Origin of the sequence: Sphingobium sp. B2D3C, from assembly GCF_025961835.1 — a bacterium.
Taxonomy (GTDB): Bacteria; Pseudomonadota; Alphaproteobacteria; order Sphingomonadales; family Sphingomonadaceae; genus Sphingobium.
This window is the reverse complement of the sequence record NZ_JAOQOK010000001.1, coordinates 404,041-426,433: the sequence shown is the minus strand read 5'-3', so window position 1 is coordinate 426,433 and position 22,393 is coordinate 404,041. Positions and strand designations below refer to the sequence as shown.

24 protein-coding genes are annotated in these 22,393 nt (G+C 63.9%); 10 read left to right on the top strand and 14 right to left on the bottom strand.

Going from position 1 to position 22,393, the window contains the following annotated elements; genetic code table 11:
- Positions 1-13: 13 nt before the first annotated feature.
- The 6 genes from M2339_RS01920 to ubiA all read right to left on the bottom strand — a co-directional run bounded on the left by M2339_RS01920 (position 14) and on the right by ubiA (position 6,012).
- Positions 14-553 (bottom strand): hypothetical protein, encoded by a 540-nt coding sequence (locus M2339_RS01920; RefSeq protein ID WP_264587681.1) that lies wholly within the window; start codon positions 551-553, stop codon positions 14-16.
- 158 nt (positions 554-711) lie between these two features.
- On the bottom strand, positions 712-1,419 hold the full coding sequence (gene trmB / locus M2339_RS01915) for a tRNA (guanine(46)-N(7))-methyltransferase TrmB (RefSeq protein WP_181560376.1): 708 nt from the start codon (positions 1,417-1,419) through the stop codon (positions 712-714).
- A 153-nt stretch (positions 1,420-1,572) separates the two neighbouring features.
- Positions 1,573-2,781, bottom strand: coding sequence for a methionine adenosyltransferase (gene metK, locus M2339_RS01910; RefSeq protein ID WP_264587682.1), 1,209 nt, complete (start codon positions 2,779-2,781; stop codon positions 1,573-1,575).
- A gap of 88 nt (positions 2,782-2,869) precedes the next feature.
- Positions 2,870-4,453, bottom strand: coding sequence for an apolipoprotein N-acyltransferase (lnt, locus tag M2339_RS01905; protein ID WP_264606133.1), 1,584 nt, complete (start codon positions 4,451-4,453; stop codon positions 2,870-2,872).
- A 10-nt stretch (positions 4,454-4,463) separates the two neighbouring features.
- Entirely contained in the window at positions 4,464-5,045 is a 582-nt protein-coding gene (locus M2339_RS01900) for a YqaA family protein (RefSeq protein WP_264571072.1), read from the bottom strand.
- A 55-nt stretch (positions 5,046-5,100) separates the two neighbouring features.
- Positions 5,101-6,012, bottom strand: coding sequence for a 4-hydroxybenzoate octaprenyltransferase (gene ubiA / locus M2339_RS01895; RefSeq protein WP_264587683.1), 912 nt, complete (start codon positions 6,010-6,012; stop codon positions 5,101-5,103).
- A 27-nt stretch (positions 6,013-6,039) separates the two neighbouring features.
- On the opposite strand from ubiA, the gene M2339_RS01890 reads away from it, so the two are divergent.
- From M2339_RS01890 to M2339_RS01880, 3 genes are all read left to right on the top strand, one after another.
- Positions 6,040-6,717 carry a hypothetical protein gene (locus M2339_RS01890; protein WP_264587684.1) on the top strand — a complete coding sequence of 226 codons (678 nt, stop codon included), beginning with the start codon at positions 6,040-6,042 and terminating at the stop codon, positions 6,715-6,717.
- Positions 6,717-7,478 carry a 16S rRNA (uracil(1498)-N(3))-methyltransferase gene (locus M2339_RS01885; protein WP_264587685.1) on the top strand — a complete coding sequence of 254 codons (762 nt, stop codon included), beginning with the start codon at positions 6,717-6,719 and terminating at the stop codon, positions 7,476-7,478. The genes M2339_RS01890 and M2339_RS01885 overlap by 1 nt, the downstream gene beginning before the upstream one ends.
- A gap of 64 nt (positions 7,479-7,542) precedes the next feature.
- Positions 7,543-8,916 (top strand): glutamate--cysteine ligase, encoded by a 1,374-nt coding sequence (locus M2339_RS01880; RefSeq protein WP_264587686.1) that lies wholly within the window; start codon positions 7,543-7,545, stop codon positions 8,914-8,916.
- 158 nt (positions 8,917-9,074) lie between these two features.
- Here M2339_RS01880 and sthA read toward each other — a convergent pair whose 3' ends face one another.
- Entirely contained in the window at positions 9,075-10,472 is a 1,398-nt protein-coding gene (gene sthA / locus M2339_RS01875; RefSeq protein WP_264587687.1) for a Si-specific NAD(P)(+) transhydrogenase, read from the bottom strand.
- A 311-nt stretch (positions 10,473-10,783) separates the two neighbouring features.
- Here sthA and M2339_RS01870 point away from each other — a divergent pair, with 311 nt between their 5' ends.
- From M2339_RS01870 to M2339_RS01860, 3 genes are all read left to right on the top strand, one after another.
- Positions 10,784-11,989: a toxic anion resistance protein gene (locus M2339_RS01870; protein ID WP_264587688.1), complete on the top strand. Its 1,206-nt coding sequence runs from the start codon at positions 10,784-10,786 to the stop codon at positions 11,987-11,989.
- A 10-nt stretch (positions 11,990-11,999) separates the two neighbouring features.
- A complete protein-coding gene (locus M2339_RS01865; RefSeq protein ID WP_181560384.1) occupies positions 12,000-12,713 on the top strand; it encodes a hypothetical protein in 714 nt (237 codons plus the stop codon).
- A gap of 258 nt (positions 12,714-12,971) precedes the next feature.
- Positions 12,972-13,154, top strand: coding sequence for a DUF465 domain-containing protein (locus tag M2339_RS01860; protein WP_181560385.1), 183 nt, complete (start codon positions 12,972-12,974; stop codon positions 13,152-13,154).
- 42 nt (positions 13,155-13,196) lie between these two features.
- Here the strand turns inward: M2339_RS01860 and M2339_RS01855 are convergent, their stop codons facing one another.
- Positions 13,197-14,168: an ArsR/SmtB family transcription factor gene (locus tag M2339_RS01855; protein WP_264587689.1), complete on the bottom strand. Its 972-nt coding sequence runs from the start codon at positions 14,166-14,168 to the stop codon at positions 13,197-13,199.
- A gap of 183 nt (positions 14,169-14,351) precedes the next feature.
- Between M2339_RS01855 and M2339_RS01850 the strand changes: the two genes are divergently transcribed.
- Positions 14,352-14,561, top strand: coding sequence for a circumsporozoite protein (locus M2339_RS01850; RefSeq protein ID WP_181560387.1), 210 nt, complete (start codon positions 14,352-14,354; stop codon positions 14,559-14,561).
- 73 nt (positions 14,562-14,634) lie between these two features.
- On the opposite strand, the gene M2339_RS01845 is transcribed toward M2339_RS01850, so the two are convergent.
- The gene (locus M2339_RS01845) at positions 14,635-15,015 is read right to left on the bottom strand and encodes a GtrA family protein (protein ID WP_264587690.1); all 381 of its coding nucleotides are present in this window, start codon (positions 15,013-15,015) and stop codon (positions 14,635-14,637) included.
- A gap of 208 nt (positions 15,016-15,223) precedes the next feature.
- Between M2339_RS01845 and M2339_RS01840 the strand changes: the two genes are divergently transcribed.
- A complete protein-coding gene (locus M2339_RS01840) occupies positions 15,224-17,272 on the top strand; it encodes a hypothetical protein (protein ID WP_264587691.1) in 2,049 nt (682 codons plus the stop codon).
- Here the strand turns inward: M2339_RS01840 and M2339_RS01835 are convergent.
- Entirely contained in the window at positions 17,231-17,689 is a 459-nt protein-coding gene (locus tag M2339_RS01835; RefSeq protein ID WP_264587692.1) for a nucleoside deaminase, read from the bottom strand. The genes M2339_RS01840 and M2339_RS01835 overlap by 42 nt on opposite strands.
- A 159-nt stretch (positions 17,690-17,848) precedes the next feature.
- On the opposite strand from M2339_RS01835, the gene rpmB reads away from it, so the two are divergent.
- The gene (gene rpmB, locus M2339_RS01830) at positions 17,849-18,142 is read left to right on the top strand and encodes a 50S ribosomal protein L28 (protein ID WP_181560391.1); all 294 of its coding nucleotides are present in this window, start codon (positions 17,849-17,851) and stop codon (positions 18,140-18,142) included.
- A 50-nt stretch (positions 18,143-18,192) separates the two neighbouring features.
- On the opposite strand, the gene M2339_RS01825 is transcribed toward rpmB, so the two are convergent.
- Positions 18,193-19,227 (bottom strand): esterase-like activity of phytase family protein, encoded by a 1,035-nt coding sequence (locus M2339_RS01825; RefSeq protein WP_264587693.1) that lies wholly within the window; start codon positions 19,225-19,227, stop codon positions 18,193-18,195.
- 188 nt (positions 19,228-19,415) lie between these two features.
- On the opposite strand from M2339_RS01825, the gene M2339_RS01820 reads away from it, so the two are divergent.
- Positions 19,416-19,790, top strand: a complete 375-nt coding sequence (locus tag M2339_RS01820) for a glycine zipper 2TM domain-containing protein (RefSeq protein WP_264587694.1) — start codon at positions 19,416-19,418, stop codon at positions 19,788-19,790.
- A 101-nt stretch (positions 19,791-19,891) separates the two neighbouring features.
- Here the strand turns inward: M2339_RS01820 and M2339_RS01815 are convergent, their stop codons facing one another.
- The 3 genes from M2339_RS01815 to M2339_RS01805 are packed head-to-tail and all read right to left on the bottom strand — an operon-like array spanning position 19,892 to position 22,307.
- The gene (locus M2339_RS01815; RefSeq protein WP_181560394.1) at positions 19,892-20,692 is read right to left on the bottom strand and encodes a LytR/AlgR family response regulator transcription factor; all 801 of its coding nucleotides are present in this window, start codon (positions 20,690-20,692) and stop codon (positions 19,892-19,894) included.
- Positions 20,689-21,789, bottom strand: coding sequence for a sensor histidine kinase (locus tag M2339_RS01810; RefSeq protein ID WP_181560395.1), 1,101 nt, complete (start codon positions 21,787-21,789; stop codon positions 20,689-20,691). The genes M2339_RS01815 and M2339_RS01810 overlap by 4 nt, the downstream gene beginning before the upstream one ends.
- An 8-nt stretch (positions 21,790-21,797) precedes the next feature.
- On the bottom strand, positions 21,798-22,307 hold the full coding sequence (locus M2339_RS01805; RefSeq protein WP_264587695.1) for a winged helix-turn-helix transcriptional regulator: 510 nt from the start codon (positions 22,305-22,307) through the stop codon (positions 21,798-21,800).
- Positions 22,308-22,393 lie beyond the last annotated feature (86 nt).

Sequence of the window (22,393 nt, the reverse complement as noted above, 5' to 3'; positions counted from 1 at the left end):
CGACAGCCTATCGTCATTCACCTGCCGCCTCCCCGGCATTCTCCTCTATATCGTCCTCCGCGAGGAACCGCTCGCAAATGGCCTCCAGTTCGGCATCCAGCGCGTCCACATCTCCCGGGTCATCGCCAGCGCCACTTGCCGCTTCGGTTTCGCGCCGCCAGGATTCCACCTCCTGCCGATGGGCTGTCAGCAATCGCACGGCCACCGTCAGCGGATAGCTGTGGATGGTCCGCACCTGCTTGACTGCCTTGGTTTCGCCATCGATAACCGTTTCGGTTCGCATCGTCCCGCCGATCGATTGGCGCATAAGATGCAATTCGAGGTCGGAATAACCCTGCTCCAGAGCCTCCTTCCAGGCTCGTGCGAAGTCCGGGTCACGCCCCTTGAGCGCATAGGCGGTGCATCGGTGCATTGAGGCCGCCTGTGCCGCTGCACTGACATTGGATGTCTCGGCGAGCACGGCAAGAAACTGGCGGCGGCGCTGGATCGTCCAGCGCGGGCGCCGGGGACGCGACATGCGCGGCCGCGGCGCACCGATCGAGCGTTGCGTCATGAACACCATCCTGTTGAGAGAAGCCTTCGCAATGCGCCACGGGACGAGCAGGCCGGCTCTATATGAGCGGCCCGTCCAAGCGATTCGAATTGCGATGATGCCTTCTTCTAACCAGAGAGCGTCACGATGTCAACAATAAATAACCTAAATGGTTATTTTTACTTCCGGCGATACCGGAAGTACCAGACCTCATGCCCTTGCCTGCGAGCCTTGGCCTCATAGCGGGTTTCGGGCCAGCCGCCCGGACGGTTGAGAAAATCGCGCGGGCTATCGCACAGCCAGTCGAAGTCCTCGCGGTCCCGCATCACCATCAGCGCCCAGCGCAGGTAGATCGGATGATCGGTCCCGAACCGGAACTCGCCGCCCGGTTTCAGCTTGGCGGCGATCATGTCGACCGGCCCCTTGTTCATCATCCGCCGCTTGGCATGGCGCGCCTTTGGCCATGGGTCCGGGTGGAGCAGATACACAAAGCTGAGCGCCCCATCGGGGATGCGCGCCAGCACTTCGAGGGCATTGCCCATATGCAGCCGGACATTGCCCAGATGCTGGTCCCGCACATGCCCCAAGGCGCCGACCACGCCATTAAGGAAAGGCTCGCAGCCGATGAAGCCATGGTCCGGCAGCATATCGGCGCGGTAGGCCAGATGCTCGCCGCTGCCGAAGCCGATCTCGAAATGCAGCGGCCGCTCGCCAAAGGCGGTCGGGCCGAACAAGCGCTCGGCGGTGATCTCGCCCTCCTCGGGCACGCTGATTGCCGGCAGCAGCTCATCGACAAGGGCCTGCTGCCCCTGCCGCAGCTTATGGCCGGATTGGCGGCCATAGAGCCGGTTGAGCGTGGTGGGATCGCCTGATTTGTGCGCAGTCATGCGCGTGCGCCTAGATCATTTTGTCGCTGGAGGAAACGGGGGACGGCGCGCGCGGTGCCTGCTTTCATCCGCCCGCGCAGCACCTACGAAAAACGGCGCGAAGCAAGCCTCGCGCCGTTCCCTATCTCTTGGAACGCAAAGGAGCGCTTCGGCTCAGCCCAGCGCGGCCTTGAGGTCCTCGACCAGATCGGTCTTTTCCCAGGGGAAGAAGTCGCCTTCCGCCTTGCGGCCGAAATGGCCGTAAGCTGCGGTCTTGCGATAGATCGGCTTGTTAAGCCCCAGATGCGTGCGGATGCCGCGCGGAGTCAGGCCGCCCAGCTTCTCGATCTTGCCGATCGCCGCCTCGATCTTGTCGTCGCCCACCGTGCCGGTGCCGTGCGTATCGACATAGAGCGAGAGAGGCTTGGACACGCCAATGGCATAAGCCAGCTGGATCGTGCACTTGCTGGCCAAGCCCGCCGCCACGATGTTCTTGGCGAGATAACGCGTGATGTAGGCCGCCGAACGGTCCACCTTGGTCGGGTCCTTGCCGGAGAACGCGCCGCCGCCATGCGGAGCCGCGCCACCATAAGTGTCCACGATGATCTTGCGGCCGGTCAGGCCTGCGTCGCCGTCCGGCCCGCCGATCTCGAAGCTGCCGGTCGGGTTGATGTGATACTCGGTCTCGTCGCTCAGCAGCGCGGCGGGCAACACGTCGGCGACCACCTTCTTTACATAGGTCTTGAGCTCGGCTTCCTTTTCGCCGGCATCATAGCCCTTGGCATGCTGGGTGGAGACGACGATAGCGGTGCAGGCGACCGGCTTGCCGTTCTCGAAGCGCAATGTGACCTGGCTCTTGGTGTCCGGCTCCAGGAAGGGCGCCGCACCCGAGTGGCGGTCGGCGGCCATGCGCTCAAGGATCTTGTGGCTGTAATCCAGCGTCGCCGGCATCAGGTCGGGGGTCTCGTTGCAGGCATAGCCGAACATGATGCCCTGGTCGCCGGCGCCTTCATCCTTGTTGCCGCTCGCATCCACGCCCTGCGCGATATGTTCGCTCTGGCCGTGGAGATTATTCTCGAAGCGCAGCGTCTCCCAGTGGAAGCCCTCCTGCTCATAGCCAATGTCCTTGACCGTCTGGCGGACCGTGCGTTCGATTTCCTCCAGCGCGCCCGGCGCCCACTGGCCATTCTCGTACACGCCCTTGCAGCGGATTTCGCCGGCCAGCACCACCAGCTGCGTCGTCGTCAGCGTCTCGCAGGCGATACGCGCTTCGGGGTCTTTGGAAAGGAACAGGTCGACGATCGAATCGCTGATCTGGTCGGAAACCTTGTCCGGGTGCCCCTCGGAAACGGATTCAGACGTGAAGAGATAGCTGGAACGCATGGGAGATCGTGACCTTTCTTCTAGCGGCTCTCGTGGCGGAAGTTCGGGGCCGCAGTTCATATAAAGAAATGTTTATGTTGCGCGCTCCTTAGCGAGTGCGCCGTGCGATAGCAACGCCGCTGACGAGCAGCAGCACGACCAGGCCGACCGGCAGCAGGTTACCCAGCCGCGCAAACAAGGTGGGCGCGAGCGGCGCGGGCAGGGGGGCCTCAAAAGCACCCGCCTGCTGGAAGGGTATGGACCGGACGACACGCCCGGCTGGGTCGACCAGCGCCGAAATGCCGGTGGGGGTCGAGCGGATCACGGACAGCCCCTCCTCGATGGCCCGCAGCCGCGCCTGCGCCAGATGCTGCGGCGGGCCCCAGCTACCGAACCACGCATCATTGGACGGGTTGAACAGGAAATCGGGACGATTAGCGCGGTCGACCACCTGCCCGGAGAAGATGATCTCGTAGCAGATCTGCACCGCCATCCGTAGCTTGCCGCGCGCCTGCCCGCCATCCGGAGTCGCAGGCAGATCGAGCGTGCGCGGCCCCGATCCGGGCCAAAAGTCGACGCTGCCCGGCACGAGCCGCGAGAGGCCGATCGCCTCCAGCACCGGCCGCATGGGGAGATACTCCCCATAAGGAACGAGGTGCGCCTTGTCATAGCGCCCATGCAGGTCCCCGCGCGCGTCCAGCACCCACAGGCTGTTATTGGCGCCCTCCAGAACCTGCGTATCCACCACGCCGCCCTGCTCGTGGAAATGATATTTGTCGCCGCCGAGCATCAGCAGATCGTCCATCCCCAGCAACGAGGCGATCCGCCCGCGCCAGCGTGGTTCCATATCCAGCACCGCTGGTACGGCTGCCTCCGGCCAGAAGATCAACGCAGGCTTGCCGGACCGCAGCATGGTCAGCTCCGCCAAACGGCGGAAGTTCAAGATTTCAAGATTGGCGTCGTACTTCTCGTTCTGATTGATATTGGGCTGCACGACATGGATATTGGCAAGGTCGCCAGACTGGCCGTTTGCGCCGATATAGCTCGCCCGCAGCAGCCCCAGCACAGCCACCAGCGCCAGGCCGACGATCATGATACCTGCCGGCCGCCATTGCCGGTGCGCCAGCCACCACAAGGCCGCCGCTGCGAGCATGGCGACCAGACCAAGACCATAAGTGCCGATGGCGATGGCCGTCTGCTCCACGCCTGTGCCCAGCCAGATCACCCCCAAAGGATTCCAGGCGAAACCGGTGAAAAGGCTCGCGCGCAGATATTCGGTCAGCAGCCAGGCCGTGGCGAGGAACAGGGCGAAGACCTGCGGCCGGCCCCGCCCGAGCGTCCAGCCGATCATGGCGGCCATCGCCGGATAAACCGCCAGATACACCGAGAGCAGCCCAACCGCTGGATAGCCCAGCCAAGCCGGCATCGAATCCTGAAAGGTGAAGGCATGGGCAATCCAGTTGAGCCCGAGCATGAAATGCCCGAGGCCGAACAGATAGCCGATCCGTCCTGCGCTCTTGCGGTCCGGCGCCGCCCAGATCAGCTGCATCAGCAGCGCGAGCATGATGAGCGTCACCGGCCACAGCCCCAGCGGCGCAAAACCGGTGGCGGAGAGCAGCCCGGCAAGCAGGGCCGTCACGCCCGGCCTGCGCGCGACGAAGGCTGCAGCGATCCGGTAAGGCGCGGGGGACATTGTCACGCCATCACACCAGATACTTGACCAGCACGAACCCACCGACGCCCAACGCGCCGACAATCGCCGTGATCAGCCCGAAGTTCCGGTCGATAAAGGCCTTCATCGGCTCTCCGAACTTCCACAGCAAACCCGCGACCAGAAAGAACCGCGCGGCCCGCGAAATGATGCTCGCGATCACCAGCACATAAAGGGGCATCCCGGTGGCGCCCGCCGCAATGGTGATCACCTTGAAAGGCAGCGGCGTGAAGCCGGCGAGCAGCACGATCAACCAGCCTTGCTCGTTAAAGCGTTGCGCGAAGTGCTGAAACTCCGCCGTCAGACCATAAAAATCGAGGATCGCCCGCCCGATCGTATCGAACAGGAACATGCCGATGACATAACCGAGCAATGCGCCCAGCACGGACGCCACGGTGCAGATCAACGCGTATTGAAAAGCCTTGTGAGGCTTGGAAAGGCACATCGGCCCCAGCAGCACGTCCGGCGGAATCGGGAAGAAACTGCTTTCCATGAAGCTGATGCCGAACAGCCAGCGCGGCGCGGTGCGATGCCCGGCCTTCTCGAGAGTCCATTCATAGATGCGACGCAGCATTGGCGCTCCCCGGCGGTGTCAGGCTGCCTGCGCCTGCCCGCCCCCGCTGCGTTCGTCAAGCACTGCCCACCGCAAGGCAGGCGGCGAACATCAGCAAACCGGCGAAGCGGTTGGAGCGAAACTTGATGAGCGGGTCCTTGCCATCCTCGCGCAAGGTCCAGACCTGCCAGCCGAACTGCACCGCCAGAGGCGCCAGGGCCATGAGGGAGAGCCAGCTCGGCACGACTTGCCAGAGCGCGCCGCCCCACAGGAGCAGGGACAGGACAAAGCAAAGCCCCACGCCTGCCCGCACATGCCGACCCATCGCCAAGGCGCTGGAGCGGATGCCGACCAGCGCGTCATCCTCCTTGTCCTGCAGGGCATAGATGGTGTCATAGGCGATCACCCAGAAGAAGGCGCCGCCATAGAGCAACAGGCCCGCCGCGTTCATGCCCCCGCTGATCTCGACCCAGCCGACTAGGGCGGCCCAGGTGAACACCAGCCCGAGCCAAGCCTGCGGCCACCAGGTAATGCGCTTCATGAACGGATAGGCCGCGACCAGCGCAAGGCTCGCCAGCGCCACGACCTGCGCCTGCCAGCGCAATTGCAGCAGCACGATCAACCCGATGAAGCACAGGATGAGCAACCACGCCCAAGCCGCCTTCAGCGACACAGCGCCGCTGGCGATGGGCCGATTGGCGGTCCGCGCCACCTTCGCGTCGAGGTCGCGGTCTACGATATCATTGTAGACACAGCCAGCGCCCCGCATCGCGATGCTGCCGATCAGGAACCAGAACAGCATCGTCCAGCGCTCGGGCACCCCACCGGCAAGCGCGATCGCCCAGGCGCCGGGCCAGAACAGCAGCCACCAGCCGATCGGCCGGTCGAACCGCGCCAGCAGCGCATAGGGCCGTGCCGCACGGGGCATAAGCCTTAACAAGCCTTTGGCCTGCGTGTCAGGGAGAGCTTCGTTCGGCGGAGATATCATCTCCCGGCTCCTGCCACAGGAGACAAGATGGTTGAAGCGCGCGATGAGATCAGCCAGAGATTTTCGATGCGCGCGTTTCTGTGTCTCATCGTTCTGATGTTGTGTCCCCTGGCATCACCCGCCATGAGCTGCTCTGTCGCCGCATCCTATGAAGTCCCTAACAATTTTGAGCTAGCTGCCACGGCGGACACAATTCTCATCGGCACCGTGGAGAGCGAGCGGGGCGATCCAATGGAAGGTGACCCAACCGTTTTGGTTCGCCCGGATGTGTTCCTCAAAGGGGAAGCGATTTCTGGGACTGTAGCGATCCCCGGAGTTCTGGAACGAGAGGATTGGACAGCGACACCAAGTGACCCGATGACCCTCGATGAAGCCAATCCGGATGCCTATGCCGGCTCCTGCTCACGTTTTCTGTACGCGCGCCACATGAAGCTTGTCCTCTTCCTCAAGAAGTACGAGGGAAGGCTCCAGTTGATCGATTATCCCTTTGCGCGCGTTTCCGAGGATGTACCCTCCATCGACGCGCCTTGGGTCCGAGCGGTGCGTATCTATGTCGAGGTCGCGGCTCTCTCTCCCGATGCGCGCAGGCCCGCACTCGAAGCGCACCGTGCAGCGTTGATGCGCGTTGGCGATGATGAAAGCGCACGCATAGCGGCCGATATCGCCCGGCAGCTTGCCAGCAATCGTCTTTCCGCGCTGAATTGATGCCCGCCACCCCTGCCTGGCCACCCAAATCTGCGCCGCGCCTGTTCGTCGAGACGGCGCTCGGCGAGCAGGTTGCCGTGCCGGTCGAGGGCAACAGCGCTCATTATCTGATTTCGGTGATGCGCATCCGCGAGGGCGACACCGTCCTTCTCTTCGACGGCCATTCCGGCGAATGGAGCGCCACGGCCGAGCAGGTCCGCAAGCGCGATCTCGTCCTGCGCTGCGCGGCGCAGACGCGGTCGCCAGAGAGCGTGCCGGACTTCTGGCTCTGTGTCGCACCGATCAAGAAGGGCCGGATCGATCTGGTCGCCGAAAAGGCCTGCGAACTGGGCGTCGCGCGTCTCGTCCCGGTACGCACCGAGCGCAGCATCGTCGACAAGGTCAACGGCGAGCGGTTGAATGCCCATCTGGTGGAGGCCGCAGAGCAATGCGGCCGCACCGCGCTGCCGGAACTGGCCGACCTCACCACCCTCCCCGCCCTGCTCGCCGACTGGCCGGCTGACCGCGCCCTTTTCTTCGCGGACGAGACGGGCGGCGAGCCGATGATCACGAGCTTCGCGGCGAACAGCGGCCCGGCCGCCCTGCTTATCGGGCCGGAAGGCGGCTTTACCGAGAAGGAACGCGCGCTCATCCGCGCGCATCCCGCAGCCCGCCCCATCTCCCTTGGCCCGCGAATCCTCCGCGCCGAGACAGCCGCCATCGCCGCCACGGCCTGCTGGATGGCGCTCAACGGCGACTGGACAAGTTTCGAATCGAAATGAATTTGCGCGGGCGCGGCAAACCTCTTATGGGCGCGCCGATGCAGGGCGAGGACCGGATCAGGCAATGAGTACACGCAAGGAAACGGCGGGCGAAGATCCGATCATCGAGTCTCGCAGCCAGCTCATCAGCCTGTTCCAGGATGGCGAAAAGCCTGCAGATCGCTGGAAAATCGGCACCGAGCACGAGAAGTTCGTCTACCGCCTCGCAGACCACCGCGCGCCCTCTTATGATGAGCCCGGCGGCATTCGCGATCTGCTCGATGGCCTGCGCGCGTTTGGTTGGGAACCGGTCGAGGAAGGCGGCAAGGTCATCGCGCTCTCGGGCAGCGATGGCACGATCAGCCTTGAGCCAGCCGGCCAGCTCGAACTCTCCGGCGCCCCGCTCGACAATCTCCACCAGACCTGCGCCGAAACCGGACGGCATCTGGAACAGGTCAAGGCCGTCGGCGACAAGCTCGGCCTCGGCTTCCTCGGCCTTGGCATGTGGCCGGACAAGACACGTGCTGAACTGCCGATCATGCCCAAGGGCCGCTATGGCATCATGCTGCAGCACATGCCGCGCGTTGGCAGCATGGGCCTGGACATGATGCTGCGCACCTGCACGATTCAGGTCAATCTGGATTATTCCAGCGAAGCGCGCATGGTGAAGATGTTCCGTACCAGCCTCGCGCTCCAGCCACTGGCGACGGCCCTGTTCGCCAATTCGCCGTTCACGGAGGGCAAGCCCAACGGCTACCTCTCCTATCGCAGCCACATCTGGTCGGACACCGATCCGCATCGCACCGGCATGCTGCCCTTTGTGTTCGAGGATGGCTTTGGCTACGAGCGCTATGCCGATTATGCGCTCGACGTGCCGATGTACTTCGTCTTCCGCGACGGCAAATATATCGACGCCGCCGGCCAGAGCTTCCGCGACTTCCTCGAAGGCAAGCTGCCCGCCCTCCCCGGCGAGCGCCCGACCATGGGCGACTGGGAGGATCACCTCTCCACCGCCTTCCCGGAAGTGCGCATGAAGAGCTTCCTCGAAATGCGCGGCGCCGATGGCGGCCCGTGGAACCGCATCTGCGCCCTTCCCGCTCTGTGGGTCGGCCTGCTTTATGACGATGGCGCGCTCGACGCGGCCTGGGATCTGGTCAAGGACTGGACGATGGAGGAGCGCGAAACCCTCCGCACCGAAGTCCCCCGCCTCGCCCTTGGCGCGCCCGTCCCCGGCGGCCGCACCCTGCAGGACATCGCCGCCGACGTCCTCGCCATCGCCCGCGCGGGCCTCACCGCCCGCACCCGCCTCAACAGCATCGGCGAAAATGAAGGCGGTTACCTCTCCGCGCTGGACGAAGTCGTCGCCACCGGCCGCACCCACGCCGAACGCCTGCTGGATCGCTACAATGGCGCGTGGGGCGGCGACATCACGAAGGTCTACGGCGAAGAGAGTTTTTAAGAGGCGAACGCCTCAACATTAGACGCTGCACACCACTCGTCATTCCCGCGAATCGTCATTCCCGCGAAAGCGGGAATCCAGATGCGGCGTGGGATCTGAGCGGTAGCGCTCAACTGGCTTCCGCGTGCGCGAGAATGACGAAGCGAGGCACCGAACTCTCACCCCTCTCTGGGCATCCGGTTCCATGCATCCAGCGCCGCGATCTTGTAGGCCTCGGCCAGCGTCGGATAGTTGAAGGTATTCTCGATAAAATAATCGATCGTACCTTTGAGATTCAGCACAGCCTGCCCGATGTGGATCAGCTCCGTTGCGCCCTCGCCGATGATGTGCACGCCAAGCAGCCGCCGTGTCTTGAGCGAGAAGATCATCTTCATCAGCCCTGAATCCAGCCCCATGATGTGCCCGCGCGAGGTTTCGCGAAAGCGCGCGATTCCGCATTCATAGGGGATCTTCTTGGCCTTCACGTCCTGCTCGCTCATGCCGACCGTGGAAATCTCCGGCACCGCGTAGATGCCATAAGGGAAATAGGCCGGCGCCGGCGGCATCGGCAGATCGAACGCATGGCACGCCGCGATCCGCCCCTGCTCCATTGAGGTCGAGGCAAGGCTGGGGAAGCCGATCACGTCGCCCGCCGCGTAAATGTGCGGCACCTCGGTCTGGAAGGTCTTGGGATCCACCTTCAGCCGGCCGCGATTGTCCACCGCCAGTCCGCAATGCTCCAGCCCGAGCGTATGCGTCGCGCCCACCCGGCCGGCCGCGAACAGCATCATCTCGGAGCGGATCGCGCGCCCGTCCTCCAGCGTCGTGACGACGGCTCCGCTCGCATCCTTCGCCACGTTGGTGACCTTGGCGCCCAGCCGGATGGTCATGCCCCGGTCGCGCAGCTGATGGATGAATTCCTCGATGATCTCGCGATCAATGAAGTCCAAAAATGTCTCGCGCGGCTCGATAAGCGTCACCGCTATATCCAGCGCAGAGAAGATGGTCGCATATTCGATGCCGATGACGCCCGCGCCTATGACCACCAGCGAGCGCGGCACGCGCGGCGCCTCGATCAGCACGTCACTGTCCAGCACGATGTCGTCGTCGAAGGGGATATTATCCGGCCGGAACGGCGCAGTGCCAACCGCAATCAGGATGCGCTCGCCACGCACCCGCAATTCGCTTTCGTCTGGCGCGGTGACCAGCAAGGTGTGCGGATCGGTAAAACGAGCAAACCCCTCCAGCGTGCGCACGCCATTGCGCTGGAACTGGTGCTCTAGCACGTCCACCTCATGCTCCAGCGTCTTGTCGATCCGGTGATCGAGATCGTTGCCGCCAATGTCCTTCTTCACCCGGTAGGAGCGGCCGTAGAAGCCGCGCTCGCGCCAGCCCGTCAGATTGAGCACGGTCTCCCGCAGGGTCTTGGACGGGATGGTGCCGGTGTGCACGGACACGCCGCCGACACGCTTGCGCCCTTCCACCACCAGCACCGATTTACCGAGCTTTGCGGCCTGCACCGCTGCCCGGCGCCCGGCCGGCCCACTGCCGATCACGACGAGATCATAAACATCCATAATGGCGCCCCCCGCTGCCTGACAGGCTGCCTGCCTGTCCACCCGCCTTCCAAGGGACATCCTCTCGAAGCGATGATGGTGGTGCATTTCCGCCGCCTTTGCAATGTTCTCTCCAAGGCGGCAGGGCCTAGCCTCAAATGGCTTAGATTTGATTTACCATCACTCCGTCTCCTCGGGAGGGCCGTGGCCGCGCAATGCAATCCACGTCCTGGCCTCCGGGGACTTACTTCTCCGCCCCATGACCCCTATACTGAAGACCGGCCTTGAACCGGCGGTGTTATATCGCAATATTACACCCCAAGGAGACCCAGATGGCGACCAGCGCGACGACGACCCAGGACAAGCTCAATCTCACCCCACCCGAGGTGGTGCCCAATGTGACGGCTGAACGCGCTGCCGGCCTCGTGCCGCTGGAAGATGAGAAGAAGAGCAAGCTCGACGAAAAGGTCGATGCTTTTGTCGAGGAACTGGCCGCGCTCGACGCCAATTCCCCCGAGTTCGGCGCCAAGGTCGATCAGATCACCAACATGGGCCGCAAGGAGATTGCGGAAGCCGCTGGCCACTCCAACCGCTTCCTCGACCGCCCGGTTCGCGCGATGGACGCGGACAGCAATGTCGGCACCGACCTCGCCGAGTTGCGCCGTGTCATCGAGGATCTCGATCCCGGCAAGCGCGGCAATCTGCTTGCGCCGCGCAAGCTGTTCGGCATCATCCCGTTCGGCAACAAGATGCGCAACTATTTCGACAGCTACAAGTCGAGCCAGACGCACATCAATTCGATCCTCGGCAGCCTCGCCAGCGGCAAGGACACGCTGATCAAGGACAATGCCGCCATCGATGTCGAGCGGCAGAACATGTGGGCGACCATGGGCCGGCTGGAGCAGATGATCCACATCGCCAAGGCCATGGACGCGCGGCTCGAGCAAAAGGCCTTCGAACTGGAGGCGACCGATCCGGCCAAGAGCAAGGCCATCAAGGAGAGCGCGCTGTTCTACGTGCGCCAGCGCACCCAGGACCTGCTGACGCAAATGGCTGTCACCGTGCAGGGCTATTTGGCGCTGGATCTGGTCAAGAAGAACAATGTCGAGCTGGTGAAGGGCGTCGACCGTGCGAGCACGACCACCGTCTCTGCCTTGCGCACGGCGGTCACCGTGGCGCAGGCACTGGCCGGGCAGAAGCTGGTCCTCGACCAGATCACCGCCCTCAACACGACCACGGCCAACCTCATCGATTCGACGGGCGAACTGCTCAAGACCCAGTCGGCGCAAATCCATGAGCAGGCGGCCAGCAGCACGATCCCGCTGGAGACGCTGCAGCGCGCCTTCCAGAATATCTACGACACCATGGACAATATCGACACCTTCAAGCTGAAAGCGCTGGAGAATATGAAGACGACGGTGAACACGCTGAGCACCGAAGTCGAGAAGTCGAAAGGCTATATCGCGCGTGCCGAGGGTCAGGCCCGCGCGCAGGCAGCGGTCACCAGCGGTCAGTCTCCGCTGACGGCAATCGAGTAACAGGGCCGCCATGCCCAGCGAAGTCGACGAGATCGTCCAGCGCGCCAATGAGCTGATCGCGCGGACCAGCGAGCGCTACCGCCATACCGGTCGCAAGATCGCCCGGATGCAGCGCGACTGGACGCGGCGGCTCAAGCGCATGATCCTCGCGGTTGCTGCCGTGCTGGTCGGCGCAGCGATTGCCGGGTTCGTGCTGGGCGGCATCGGCACCACCGGCGTTCTGCTGGTCATGGGCCTGCTCATCGCCTGCCTCGCTTTCGCGTTCATCTCCACCGAGCCCCGCGTCATGGAGCCGGAACGGCTCGCGCAAGCGGACCTCAAGACGCTTCCGCAAAAGACCGAGATCTGGCTCGATAATCAGCGTCGCGCGCTGCCGGCGCCCGCCATTCCCATCGTCAACGCCATCGGCAACCGCTTGGAGACCCTGGCACCGCAGCTCGCCAAGCTCGACCCCCGCGAGCCTGCCGCCGTCGAGGTCCGCCGCCTGCTCAGCGACCATCTGCCGGAGCTGGTTACCGGCTATCAGTCGATTCCCGAACCGCTCCGTCATGTCCCTCGCAACGGCCGCGTGCCGGATGCACAGCTGGTTGAGGGCCTCTCCGTCATCGAGCAGGAAATCGCGCACATGACGGCCCAGCTTGCCGATGGCGATCTCGACAAGCTCGCGGTTCATAACCGCTATCTTGAGCTCAAATATCAGGAAGCCCGCCAACTCGGCGAATAACGCCGGTCGCCGCGCCACGCCTGCTATGAGGCGGTTTTTGCGACAGAAAAAGCCTGTTCAGACTTGAACAGCCGTCTCGGCTTGCTACATTGGATGTGCGGGCCGGGCCCCTCTGGCGAGCAACGACGTTCCCCCTGCGTCAGCTCGTGATGTCGGACCGCATCGGGTGACACCGGTGCGACGTCTGGCACCCCCATGCAGACAAGATCATCGCCCGGTTGTCACCCGAGTTTTGGAAACCTTCCAACGGAGTGGCATATGTCCAAGCATATCTTCAGTCTCCTCGATCGGCACCAGAAGCTCGATGAAGCCCTGCGCTTTGAACAGCGGCAGCGCGCGCCGGATTTCGGAAAGCTGCAGCGACTCAAGCGCCTCAAGCTGGCGGTCAAGGACCGGCTGGCCTTGATGGCGCGCCGGCGCCACCTCGTGCCGAGCGACTGATCTCCCTCGATTGTCGCGAAATGCAGTTGCGGCGCCCGGCGTTTATGCGCGTCGGGCGTCCTTTTTTGGAGCTAGCGGCACGCGCTGACTCTGGCCGAGCCACAGCTTCACGGTCAGCTCGCCGCCCGCCAGCGTATCCACCTGCTCCAGCGCCACGCCCGCCGCGGCAAACCACGCCCTGATCTGCTCGTCGGAAAAGCCCAGCCGGCTATGGGCATCGCGCGTTCTCAACTCCTCCCGCTCATGCGGCGCGAAATCGACGATCAGCAGCCGCCCGCCAGGTCGCAAGGTGCGCGCGATCTCGGCGATGACCCGCTCGGGCGCCTGCGCATAATGCAGCACCTGATGCAAAATTGCCGTGTCGGCCGATCCATCCTCAATGGGCAAGGCACTGAAATCGCCCGCCAGAAAATGCACCCGGTCGGCGATGTCGCGCGGCAGCTTCCCGCGCGCCAGCCGCAGCATTTCGGCACTGCGATCGATCGCCAGCACCTGCTCGGACTGCGCGGCGAACAGCGTCGCGATCCGCCCCGTCCCCGTTCCCACATCAAGCAAGCGGCCAAGCTTGTGCGTCTTGAGCATCGCCAGCATGGCCGCTTCCACATCGGCCTCCGGCACATAGAGCGAGCGCTGGGCGTCCCATTCCTCGGCATGGCTCGCGAAATAATCCTCGGCCGCGCGCGCCCGCTCGGCCCGAACGGCCGTAAGGCGCGCCTGATCCGCGTCGATCCACAGCCGCTCGCTTGCTGAGGGTGCCGCCGCGTCGAGCAGGGCCAGCAATGCCGGCGTCTCCTGTCCCCCGCACAGGCGCAGGAACACCCAACTGCCTTCCTTCCGGCGTTCCGCCAGCCCGGCTTCGACCAATATGCGGACATGCCGGGAAACGCGGGGTTGGCTCTGCCCGACGACGAGCGCAACTTCGCCCACCGCCAGTTCCATCTCACGCAGAAGATGCACGATCCGCAGTCTCGTGGGATCGGCAAGAGCGCGGAAAAGATCGAGTTGTCCCAGCATCGCCCGGCTGTCTGCGGCATCCGCGGAGGCAGTTCAAGCCATAGCTTTCATCGCTGGTTAATGGGCATCATTACCAAGGGATTGCGCTGGCGCTCACAAATCGATACGAATCGCTTCGCAGGCAAAGGGGGGGGACCCCTTCCACAGCTTCTGCTCGGTTTGAATTCATCAAGGGGTTTGCCCATGACCAAGACTATTGCCATCTCGCTTGTTCTGGCTGCTTCGCTCGGCCTCGCCGCGTGCTCCAAGTCCGAGACCAACGAAGCCGTCAACAACACCGTGAACATGTCGAACGACGTGGAAAACGCTGCCGACAACACCATGAACGCCGCGGGCAACGCGATGGACAACATGGCGAACGGTGCCAGCAACGTCGCCAACAACGCGATGTAATCCACGGCTTTGCCGTAAGAATTCGAAAAGGGCTGCCGGCGATCCGGCGGCCCTTTTTTATTGCGCGCTCGCCTTAGCGGAACACCCATTGGCGGTTGAGCGTGAAGACCAGCACCGGCGTGATCACGCCCATCAAGGGAATCGGCGACCAGAGCGGCAGCATCAGCCGTTCCACGCACAGCCAGACCCAGAAGGCGTTGAGCGCCAGACTGAGCAGCGAAACGATCGCAAAGCGCACCGCCTGCGCCACCGGACGATCCCGGCTACCATGCCCCCGAAATGTGAAGCGGCCATGCAGCACATAGCCTGTAGCTACCGCAACCAGATAGCCGCAGACATTCGCGAGTTGCGGGTGGACGCCCAGCAATTGCGCCAGAACCCAGTAGACGCCAGCCTGCAGCGCCGTGACGAAGCCGCCGGTCAGCGCATAGCGCACGAGTTGTCCACCGATCATCAGCTACACGCACTTTCAGCCGACCGGCGTTTCGATTCACTCATGTGTGATTTGCCCCGTTGCGCTTTTGATGCACATGGCTAAGCCCTAGGCCGTGAACTCGGCAGCGGCAATGGTCGCGGTTCCCCATTGGGGAAGACCGCAGGCGTATCGGGACGACGAGGCCGCCCTGCCTGTTCCTGCACATATGGCTATCGGGCGCTGAACCATGCGGATTGACAGTTCTGCCACTCGAAGCGGGTGGACATCGCGCGCGAGCCGGCTGTGGCGCGCCATAGATGGGTTCGCGCAGCGTGAATGGCGCTGGCTGATCGTCATCGCTTGGCTGATCATCGCGGCCTATTTCCTGAATCGCTCCGCGGATGCCATTCGCTTCCTCTCCCTTGGCGATACCGACGATAATATGCGGTATCTGCAAGTGAGGGACTGGCTCGCCGGGCAGAGTTGGTGGGATTTGCGGCAGCACCGCATGGCCCCGCCCGATGGCGCCAATATCCACTGGAGCCGGTTGGTCGATCTGCCCATCGCTGCCCTCATCCTCTTCTTCAGCCTGTTCACCGATCGCGCGCGCGCCGAGGAACTGGCGGTTGGCGTCGAGCCTCTGCTCCCATTGCTGCTCCTGATGCTCGCCCTCGCCTTCATCGCCCGGCGCTTGTCGGATCGTGGCCAGGGCCAAGGCTGGTTCATCGCGATGCTGCTGCCGCTGGGCGCGGGCATGGGCCTCTCCATGTTCATGCCGCTGCGCATCGATCATCATGGCTGGCAGTTGGCGCTCACCGCGACCGCGCTGGCTGGCCTTGTCGATCGCAAATGGACGCGCGGTGGGGTCGTCACCGGCGTCGCCAGCGCTCTCTCCGTAGTCATCGGCATGGAAATGCTGGTGTATCTCGTCGGAGCCGGCGCGCTCATTGCCTTGCGGTGGATTTTCAAGGAAGGCGCTGCCCGCCGCGTCCGCCCCTATGCGCTTGGCCTCGGCGGTACGACGGCGCTCGGCTACGCGCTGTTCGCCAGCAATGCCAATCGCGCACCGGTGTGCGATGCCATCTCACCGGTCTGGGCCAGCGTACTCGTGCTGACAGCGGGCGTGCTTTACGGCCTCACCCTCCTGCCCCTCCGCGGCTGGCTGCAGCGCCTGGGGGCCGCGGCCCTTGGGGGAGCGGCCGTTCTCGCTTTTGCATGGCTGAGCTGGCCCAATTGCGTGACCGACCTCTACGGCATCTCGCCGGAACTCCAGAAGAGCTGGCTGGTCTACATCCGCGAGGCCAAGCCGATCTATGTGCAAGCACAATCGAGCTGGGTGCCGATGATCAGCCTACCGATCACCGGTCTGCTGTGCGGCCTGATCGGTTGCTGGGCCGCCCGCCGCGATTCGGAGCGGATGTGGGCCTGGGCCACGGTCACGCTGATGATCGCCTTCGCCATCGCGCTGACTTTCTGGCAAATCCGCGCCGGCCCTGCCGCTCAGCTTCTGGCCATCCCCCCGGTCGCCTGGGCCGGCTGGGCGATCATCGTCACCCTGCTCACCGGCTCGTGGCTCCGGCGATTGCTGGCCGTGCCGGCCGCGCTCGTCCTCATCTGGGCGAGCAGCGTCTATTTCCTCTATCCCATCGTTTCGAAGGCCTTTGCCCAGGCGCCCAAGCCGGACAATCAGGCGAACGCCGCGCCCTCGACGCGCAACCAGGCGCCGCCCTCGGCGAAGAACGCCTCAGCCAACAGCGCCAACGCCGCACCCGCGTCCAACCTCTCCGCGATCTCAAAACCCGCCACAAAGCCGCTCACCGGCGCCCATCGACCGGAAGTGCGCTGCCGCACTCAACCCGCGCTGCAACCGCTCGACCAGATCGCGCCTGCGACGATCTTCACCCTTGTCGATCTCGGGCCGCGCCTCATCGCGATTACGCATCACACGGTCATTGCCGGTCCCTATCACCGAAATCAGGAAGCCATTCTCGACGTGCACCATGCCTTCGATGGGTCGCCCGAGACATTCCGCAAGATCGCGCAGAAGCGCGGCGCGACCTATCTGCTCTATTGTCCCGGCTTCCCGGAAGGGACGATCTACCAGCGCCGCAGTCCCAAGGGCTTCTATGCACGGCTGGCGCGTGGCGAGACATTCCCCTTCCTGACGCCGGTCACCGTCAAGGCGGCGAGCGAGCTGCCCTACCGGCTTTACCGGATCACGCCGCTGGAGACGCAGGCGTCTTCCGCAACCGCGTCACCGCCGCACGGAGAAAAAGTCCCGCAAAAGGCGCGCTGAGCTGTCCTCGCCGATGCCGGAGAAAATCTCCGGACGGTGATGGCATTGCGGCTGCGCAAAAACCCGCGCGCCATGTTCGACGCCACCGCCCTTGGGATCGGCCGCGCCATAATAAAGCCGGGCGATCCGGGCATGGGCAATGGCGCCCGCGCACATTGGGCAGGGTTCGAGGGTCACCCACAGGTCGCAATCGCCCAGCCGGTCCTGCTCGAGATGCGCGCAGGCCGCGCGGATCGCGACAATCTCGGCATGTGCCGTGGGATCGCGATCGCGCCGGTTGCGATTCTCGCCCTGCGCGATCACCGCGCCATTCCGCGTCACCACAGCGCCAATCGGCACTTCCCCCGCGTCCGCAGCGCGGCGCGCACAGTCCAGCGCCAGACGCATCGGCTCGGGCAGGGGAAAAGCGCTCGACATGATCGCAGCTAGTGGCTCATCCGCCCTTCCCTGTCGAGGCCAGTCCTGCTAGGCCGCGCGCAAGGACAGGGTCGTTTTGCGGGAAACCGCCTTGACGATTCGTCCCCCGCCTTGTATCGGCGCCGCTTTCCGAACGACCAAGTATCAGGATCGATTGACATGTCGCGCATCTGCGAACTGACCGGCCGGGGCCGCCAAGTGGGCCACAATGTGTCCCACGCCAATAACAAGACCAAGCGCGTGTTTCTGCCCAACCTGCAGAATGTGACGCTCATCTCCGACACGCTGGAGCGTGGCGTGAAGCTGCGGGTTTCGACCCACGGCCTGCGCTCGGTCGAGCATAACGGTGGTCTGGACAACTGGCTGCTCAAGACCTCTGACGAAAAGCTCTCGCTGCGCGTGCGTCGCCTGAAGCGTGAGATCGTCAAGAAGGTAGCCGTCAAGGCTGCCTGAACGCGCTGGCCGATTCATTCGGCCAGACACAGAGATTGAAAGGGGCGGCCTCAGCGGGCCGCCTTTTTCTGTGCCTGTAATTCAGGGTCGCAGCCCCTCCCGATCCAGTCGGCCGGCAAGGCGAAGCGCAGCAGCAAGGTGCGCTGCAGGGCAAAGCGGTTATTGTCGGAAACGACCCACAGGATCGGCTGACCCGCCTCCCAGCCCAGCGCCAGCCCCTCGAAATTATCCGCCAGCCCGGGCGGCTCCAGCCGGGCCACGACCGTACCGGAAAGCTCGGCGCCATCCTTGAATGCTGGCAATCGCACAAGGCTCAGCCGGGCCGTAAAGCCGTGTGCCAGCGTCAGCCGTCGATTGAGAACCAGCAGCCGGTCTCCGCCAAGCCACAGCGCATCCGTCGGCCGGTAACCGGCGGGCGCGTGATAGCGAAGCTGCAGCGGCGGTGGTGTCTCCCGCGCGACCGGATCGCCCTGCCACAGCAGCGCTTCGAACGCACCGGAGCGGTCCTGCGCCATTTCGGCAATGGCGAGAAACCGCCCATCGCCCAACCGCACCAGCGATTCGATGCTGCCCGTCGAGGGCCAATGTCTGATTTCCGCAGGGGCGACGCAGGCTTCGACATGGCGAAACCGGGGCGCATAGCGGCAGATTCGCTGAAGATGCTCGAACCCCACCCAGGAGCGCCCCGACACCGGGTCATGCGCGAGGCTCTCCGAATCCATCTTCCAACGCGGCCAGTCCTGCTCGACCGCCCAGCGCGGCAGGGACTGGACCTTGCCAACGCCCGGCCGCCCCGGCCGCATGATCTCGAACAGCTCCCCCGAATCGCTCAGCCCGGTCAGATTGCCGTCAGCGCGCACCATCAGCGCGGAAATGCCGCCGAAGACCTCACGCGGGCTGGTCAGGGACCAGGCGCCCGTCAGGCGGAGCGGCCCGAAGGCCGTGGCGTCGGCTGCGGCCGACCTTAGCGCCAGTGGCTCGGCCTTGATGAGCAGCGACCCGCTCTCAAGACCCGGAGAAAGCGCCGGGTGGCGGCCATTCATCAACAGAATGAAGAGGGCGAGAATGAGCAGGATGCGCCGCATGGCCTTGCTCCTAGCGCCCCCTCGGGCAGCGCGCCAGCCAAGCGACGTCAGGTCGGCAAAGCTGAACCTTGGCTAAAATGTCCATTCAGCTTTGGCTCAACGGATGGGGTCTAAACCGAAATCATGACGGACAAGGCGTGGCCACCGTGCCGCAAGATGCCCGCCAAAGGATTTCAAGGAGCAAGACCATGACTGCACGCAAGTTCCTCAGCATCACGGCGGCCGCCACCATGGTCGCAACGTCCTTCGGCGTCACGGCTCCGGCCATGGCCCGTGACCATTATCGCGACTATCGCGGCGATTATGGCCGTGACTATCGCTACAACGACCGCGACTATCGTGATTACCGCGATGTCCGTTATTCGGACCGTCGCAACTATCGCTACGATAACCGCTGCCGGGACAATGGCACGGGCGGCACGATCATCGGCGCCCTTGCCGGTGGCCTGCTCGGCCATGAGGTCGCCGGTCGCCGTGGTGACAAGACCGCGGGCGTGATCATCGGCGGCGCCGTGGGTGCGATTGCCGGCCGCGCGATCGACAAGGCCGACAGCCGCTGCTGAGCGGCCTGACAGCCACGCTTCTGCCTCCCAGGCAAATGGAAAGGCCGGCCCCGCAAGGGACCGGCCTTTCTTTTCATCTCGTCACCTGAGCGGTGGCGCTCTTAATGCACGAAGCGCGCGACCACGTCGCGATAGGAGCGGCTCACCTTCACCTGGCTGCCGGATTCGAGGATGAGGAAGCACTCCCCATTGGTATGCGGCTTGACCTGGCGAACCTGCGACAGGTTGACGATGGTCGAGCGATGGATGCGCTGGAAATTGCGCGGGTCGAGGCGCTTTTCGAGGTCCTTCATCGTCTCCCGAAGGATCAGCGAGTTATCCGCCGTGTAGATGCACATATAATCGCCGGCCGCGTCGATCCTTTCGATGGTGTCGACATCGATGCGGAAGATCTGCCCGCGATCCTTGATGTTGATGAGCTTCTCATAACGGCTCGATGAGGGCGCCTCATTGTCCGCAGGCATTTCGGACACCGCGTCCGGTGCCACCTCAGCCAGCACTTCGCGCAAGCGTCCGGCTTCCTCCACCTGCTTCTTCTCATGCAGGCGGGTGCGGGCACGGTCGAGCGCATCAGCAAGGCGCTGCTCCTCCACCGGCTTCATCAGATAGTCGATGGCCTTGGCCTCAAAGGCTCGCAGCGCGTGATCGGAATAGGCCGTCACGAAGATGAAGAGCGGTGGCTCAACCTCCATCACCCCCTGGACCACGGAGAAGCCGTCAAAGCCGGGCATCTGGATATCGAGAAAGACGAGATCGGGCTTGTGTGTCTTGATCGCGCGGATCGCTTCGCGACCGTTTGTGCACGTCTCCACGATCTCAACGTCGGGATGAGCCTCCAGGCGGAGCTTCAGCCCCTGAATGGCAAGGCTTTCATCGTCGACGAGAATGGTGCGTATGGTCATGCGGCTACCCTTGATGGTTCGGCGGTAATGAACGGCATCTCGATGATGACGCTGTAGCCCCCCTCGGGTGGTGAACGCGTTTCCATATTCTGGCGTTCCCCGAACGCCTGAACCAATCGGTCACGAATGTTGGCAAGGCCCACACCCGTACCCTTCGTCATGCGCTGATCGCTCCCATTCAAGCCGGGACCGGTGTCCGAAACGACGATCCGCACGTTTTCGCCGACAGGCTGCGCTGTGACCACGATATCCGCGCCCTCCTCCTGGGGGGTTACGGCATATTTAATGGCGTTCTCGACCAAAGGTTGCAGCAGCAGCGAAGGAAGTCGCGCGGAGGCGACCGCCGGATGAATGTCGAAGATCGGGCGCAGACGATCCTCGAAGCGCATTTTCTCGATCTCAAGATACAGCTTGAGCGTCTCCACCTCCTGCTCAAGCGTCACCTGCGCCGTCGGCTCGTTGATGAGCGTGTAGCGCAGGAAGGCCGACAGGCGGGAGAGCATCGCATTGGCCCGCTCGGTCTGCTTGAGCAGCACGAGCGTGGAAATGCTGTTGAGCGTGTTGAACAGGAAATGCGGATTGAGCTGGTAGCGCAGCATGGCAAGCTGGGCGCTGCTCGCCTGGCTCTCCAGCAACTGCAACTGGTCGGCCTGCTCTTCCACGGTGATGTAGAAATTGATCGCGTAATAAAGCGCCGACCACGCCCCCAGCAGCGTGAAATTGAGGTAAAAGGCTCCCAGGAACAGCTTGAGGCTGGAGCCGTCGCCCGACTGGTTGAGCGTCGTGAACACCCAGGCATCGATAAAGGCCGATGTCCCGCCCGCGACGATCGCGATGACGATGGAGGCCGTCCAGGTGACGATCGGGGTCTGCCTGAGCAGGAAGCGGTAGCCCACCGCCATCAGCAGCGTCAGCGAATATCCGGTGATCGTCGAGATCAGCACCGGCACGAGGAAAGACATCGGCTGGCCATTGGCGATGCCAGAAACGGCGCGCAGCAGGAACGCGCCGGTCCATCCGACCGCCTGCAAGGTCCAGAAGGCCTTGTTCTTATCCTCGAAGAACGGGCGGCGGCGGATCACGAGCACGGAGGTCATCGGCGGGCTCAACGCGGGGCGCCCATCGCGCGCAGGGGCGCGGCGGTGCAATCCGGCTCCTCGTCGGCCGCGGCCGGTGCCTCGATCCAGCACAGATCCTGATAGTCGAGCAGGCGCCCATCGGCAGCCTGCAAGCGCACCTCGCGGACCGGCTGCCGGTCCCGGCTATCCGCTAGAATCCGGCGTGCCGGCGGCACCGGTTCCCAGCGCTCGCCCCACTGGCGCAGCGCAATCATCACCGGCATCAAGGCTTTGCCTTTCTCGGTAAGGCAGTAAGCGACACGGCGCTTGTCATTGGCGACCGGCTCACGGGTGAGGATGCCCCTCGCAACCAGCTTGCCCAGCCGATTGGACAGGATGTTGCGGGCGATGCCAAGCGCACATTGGAAATCCTCGAAATAGACGATGCCGCTGAAGCAGGCGCGCAGGATCATGAATGACCACCGCTCGCCCATCGTTTCGAGCGCGGCCGGCAGGGCGCAGCCCTCAAATGCATCAAGACCCTTGCGTTCAGCCATGGCCAGCGACGCTAGCGCATTCGGCGCGCCGCGCCAAATGGCGAGTGCTCTGGACTGTGCCTTCGTCGCACGGATCGGGCGGAGCG

What these genes read in the sequence shown, in the direction of transcription:
- M2339_RS01900 (WP_264571072.1), bottom strand. Translation starts at nt 5,045, where the DNA reads ATGCTGCGTCGCATCTATGAATGGACTCTCGAGAAGGCCGGGCATCGC.
- M2339_RS01855 (WP_264587689.1), bottom strand. Translation starts at nt 14,168, where the DNA reads ATGCTGGGACAACTCGATCTTTTCCGCGCTCTTGCCGATCCCACGAGA.
- M2339_RS01860 (WP_181560385.1), top strand. Translation starts at nt 12,972, where the DNA reads ATGTCCAAGCATATCTTCAGTCTCCTCGATCGGCACCAGAAGCTCGAT.
- M2339_RS01825 (WP_264587693.1), bottom strand. Translation starts at nt 19,227, where the DNA reads ATGCGGCGCATCCTGCTCATTCTCGCCCTCTTCATTCTGTTGATGAAT.
- trmB (WP_181560376.1), bottom strand. Translation starts at nt 1,419, where the DNA reads ATGACTGCGCACAAATCAGGCGATCCCACCACGCTCAACCGGCTCTAT.
- lnt (WP_264606133.1), bottom strand. Translation starts at nt 4,453, where the DNA reads ATGTCCCCCGCGCCTTACCGGATCGCTGCAGCCTTCGTCGCGCGCAGG.
- M2339_RS01810 (WP_181560395.1), bottom strand. Translation starts at nt 21,789, where the DNA reads ATGACCTCCGTGCTCGTGATCCGCCGCCGCCCGTTCTTCGAGGATAAG.
- M2339_RS01845 (WP_264587690.1), bottom strand. Translation starts at nt 15,015, where the DNA reads ATGATCGGTGGACAACTCGTGCGCTATGCGCTGACCGGCGGCTTCGTC.
- M2339_RS01870 (WP_264587688.1), top strand. Translation starts at nt 10,784, where the DNA reads ATGGCGACCAGCGCGACGACGACCCAGGACAAGCTCAATCTCACCCCA.
- M2339_RS01885 (WP_264587685.1), top strand. Translation starts at nt 6,717, where the DNA reads ATGCCCGCCACCCCTGCCTGGCCACCCAAATCTGCGCCGCGCCTGTTC.
- ubiA (WP_264587683.1), bottom strand. Translation starts at nt 6,012, where the DNA reads ATGATATCTCCGCCGAACGAAGCTCTCCCTGACACGCAGGCCAAAGGC.
- M2339_RS01840 (WP_264587691.1), top strand. Translation starts at nt 15,224, where the DNA reads ATGCGGATTGACAGTTCTGCCACTCGAAGCGGGTGGACATCGCGCGCG.
- rpmB (WP_181560391.1), top strand. Translation starts at nt 17,849, where the DNA reads ATGTCGCGCATCTGCGAACTGACCGGCCGGGGCCGCCAAGTGGGCCAC.
- M2339_RS01880 (WP_264587686.1), top strand. Translation starts at nt 7,543, where the DNA reads ATGAGTACACGCAAGGAAACGGCGGGCGAAGATCCGATCATCGAGTCT.
- M2339_RS01805 (WP_264587695.1), bottom strand. Translation starts at nt 22,307, where the DNA reads ATGGCTGAACGCAAGGGTCTTGATGCATTTGAGGGCTGCGCCCTGCCG.
- metK (WP_264587682.1), bottom strand. Translation starts at nt 2,781, where the DNA reads ATGCGTTCCAGCTATCTCTTCACGTCTGAATCCGTTTCCGAGGGGCAC.
- M2339_RS01850 (WP_181560387.1), top strand. Translation starts at nt 14,352, where the DNA reads ATGACCAAGACTATTGCCATCTCGCTTGTTCTGGCTGCTTCGCTCGGC.
- sthA (WP_264587687.1), bottom strand. Translation starts at nt 10,472, where the DNA reads ATGGATGTTTATGATCTCGTCGTGATCGGCAGTGGGCCGGCCGGGCGC.
- M2339_RS01835 (WP_264587692.1), bottom strand. Translation starts at nt 17,689, where the DNA reads ATGTCGAGCGCTTTTCCCCTGCCCGAGCCGATGCGTCTGGCGCTGGAC.
- M2339_RS01920 (WP_264587681.1), bottom strand. Translation starts at nt 553, where the DNA reads ATGACGCAACGCTCGATCGGTGCGCCGCGGCCGCGCATGTCGCGTCCC.
- M2339_RS01820 (WP_264587694.1), top strand. Translation starts at nt 19,416, where the DNA reads ATGACTGCACGCAAGTTCCTCAGCATCACGGCGGCCGCCACCATGGTC.
- M2339_RS01815 (WP_181560394.1), bottom strand. Translation starts at nt 20,692, where the DNA reads ATGACCATACGCACCATTCTCGTCGACGATGAAAGCCTTGCCATTCAG.
- M2339_RS01890 (WP_264587684.1), top strand. Translation starts at nt 6,040, where the DNA reads ATGGTTGAAGCGCGCGATGAGATCAGCCAGAGATTTTCGATGCGCGCG.
- M2339_RS01865 (WP_181560384.1), top strand. Translation starts at nt 12,000, where the DNA reads ATGCCCAGCGAAGTCGACGAGATCGTCCAGCGCGCCAATGAGCTGATC.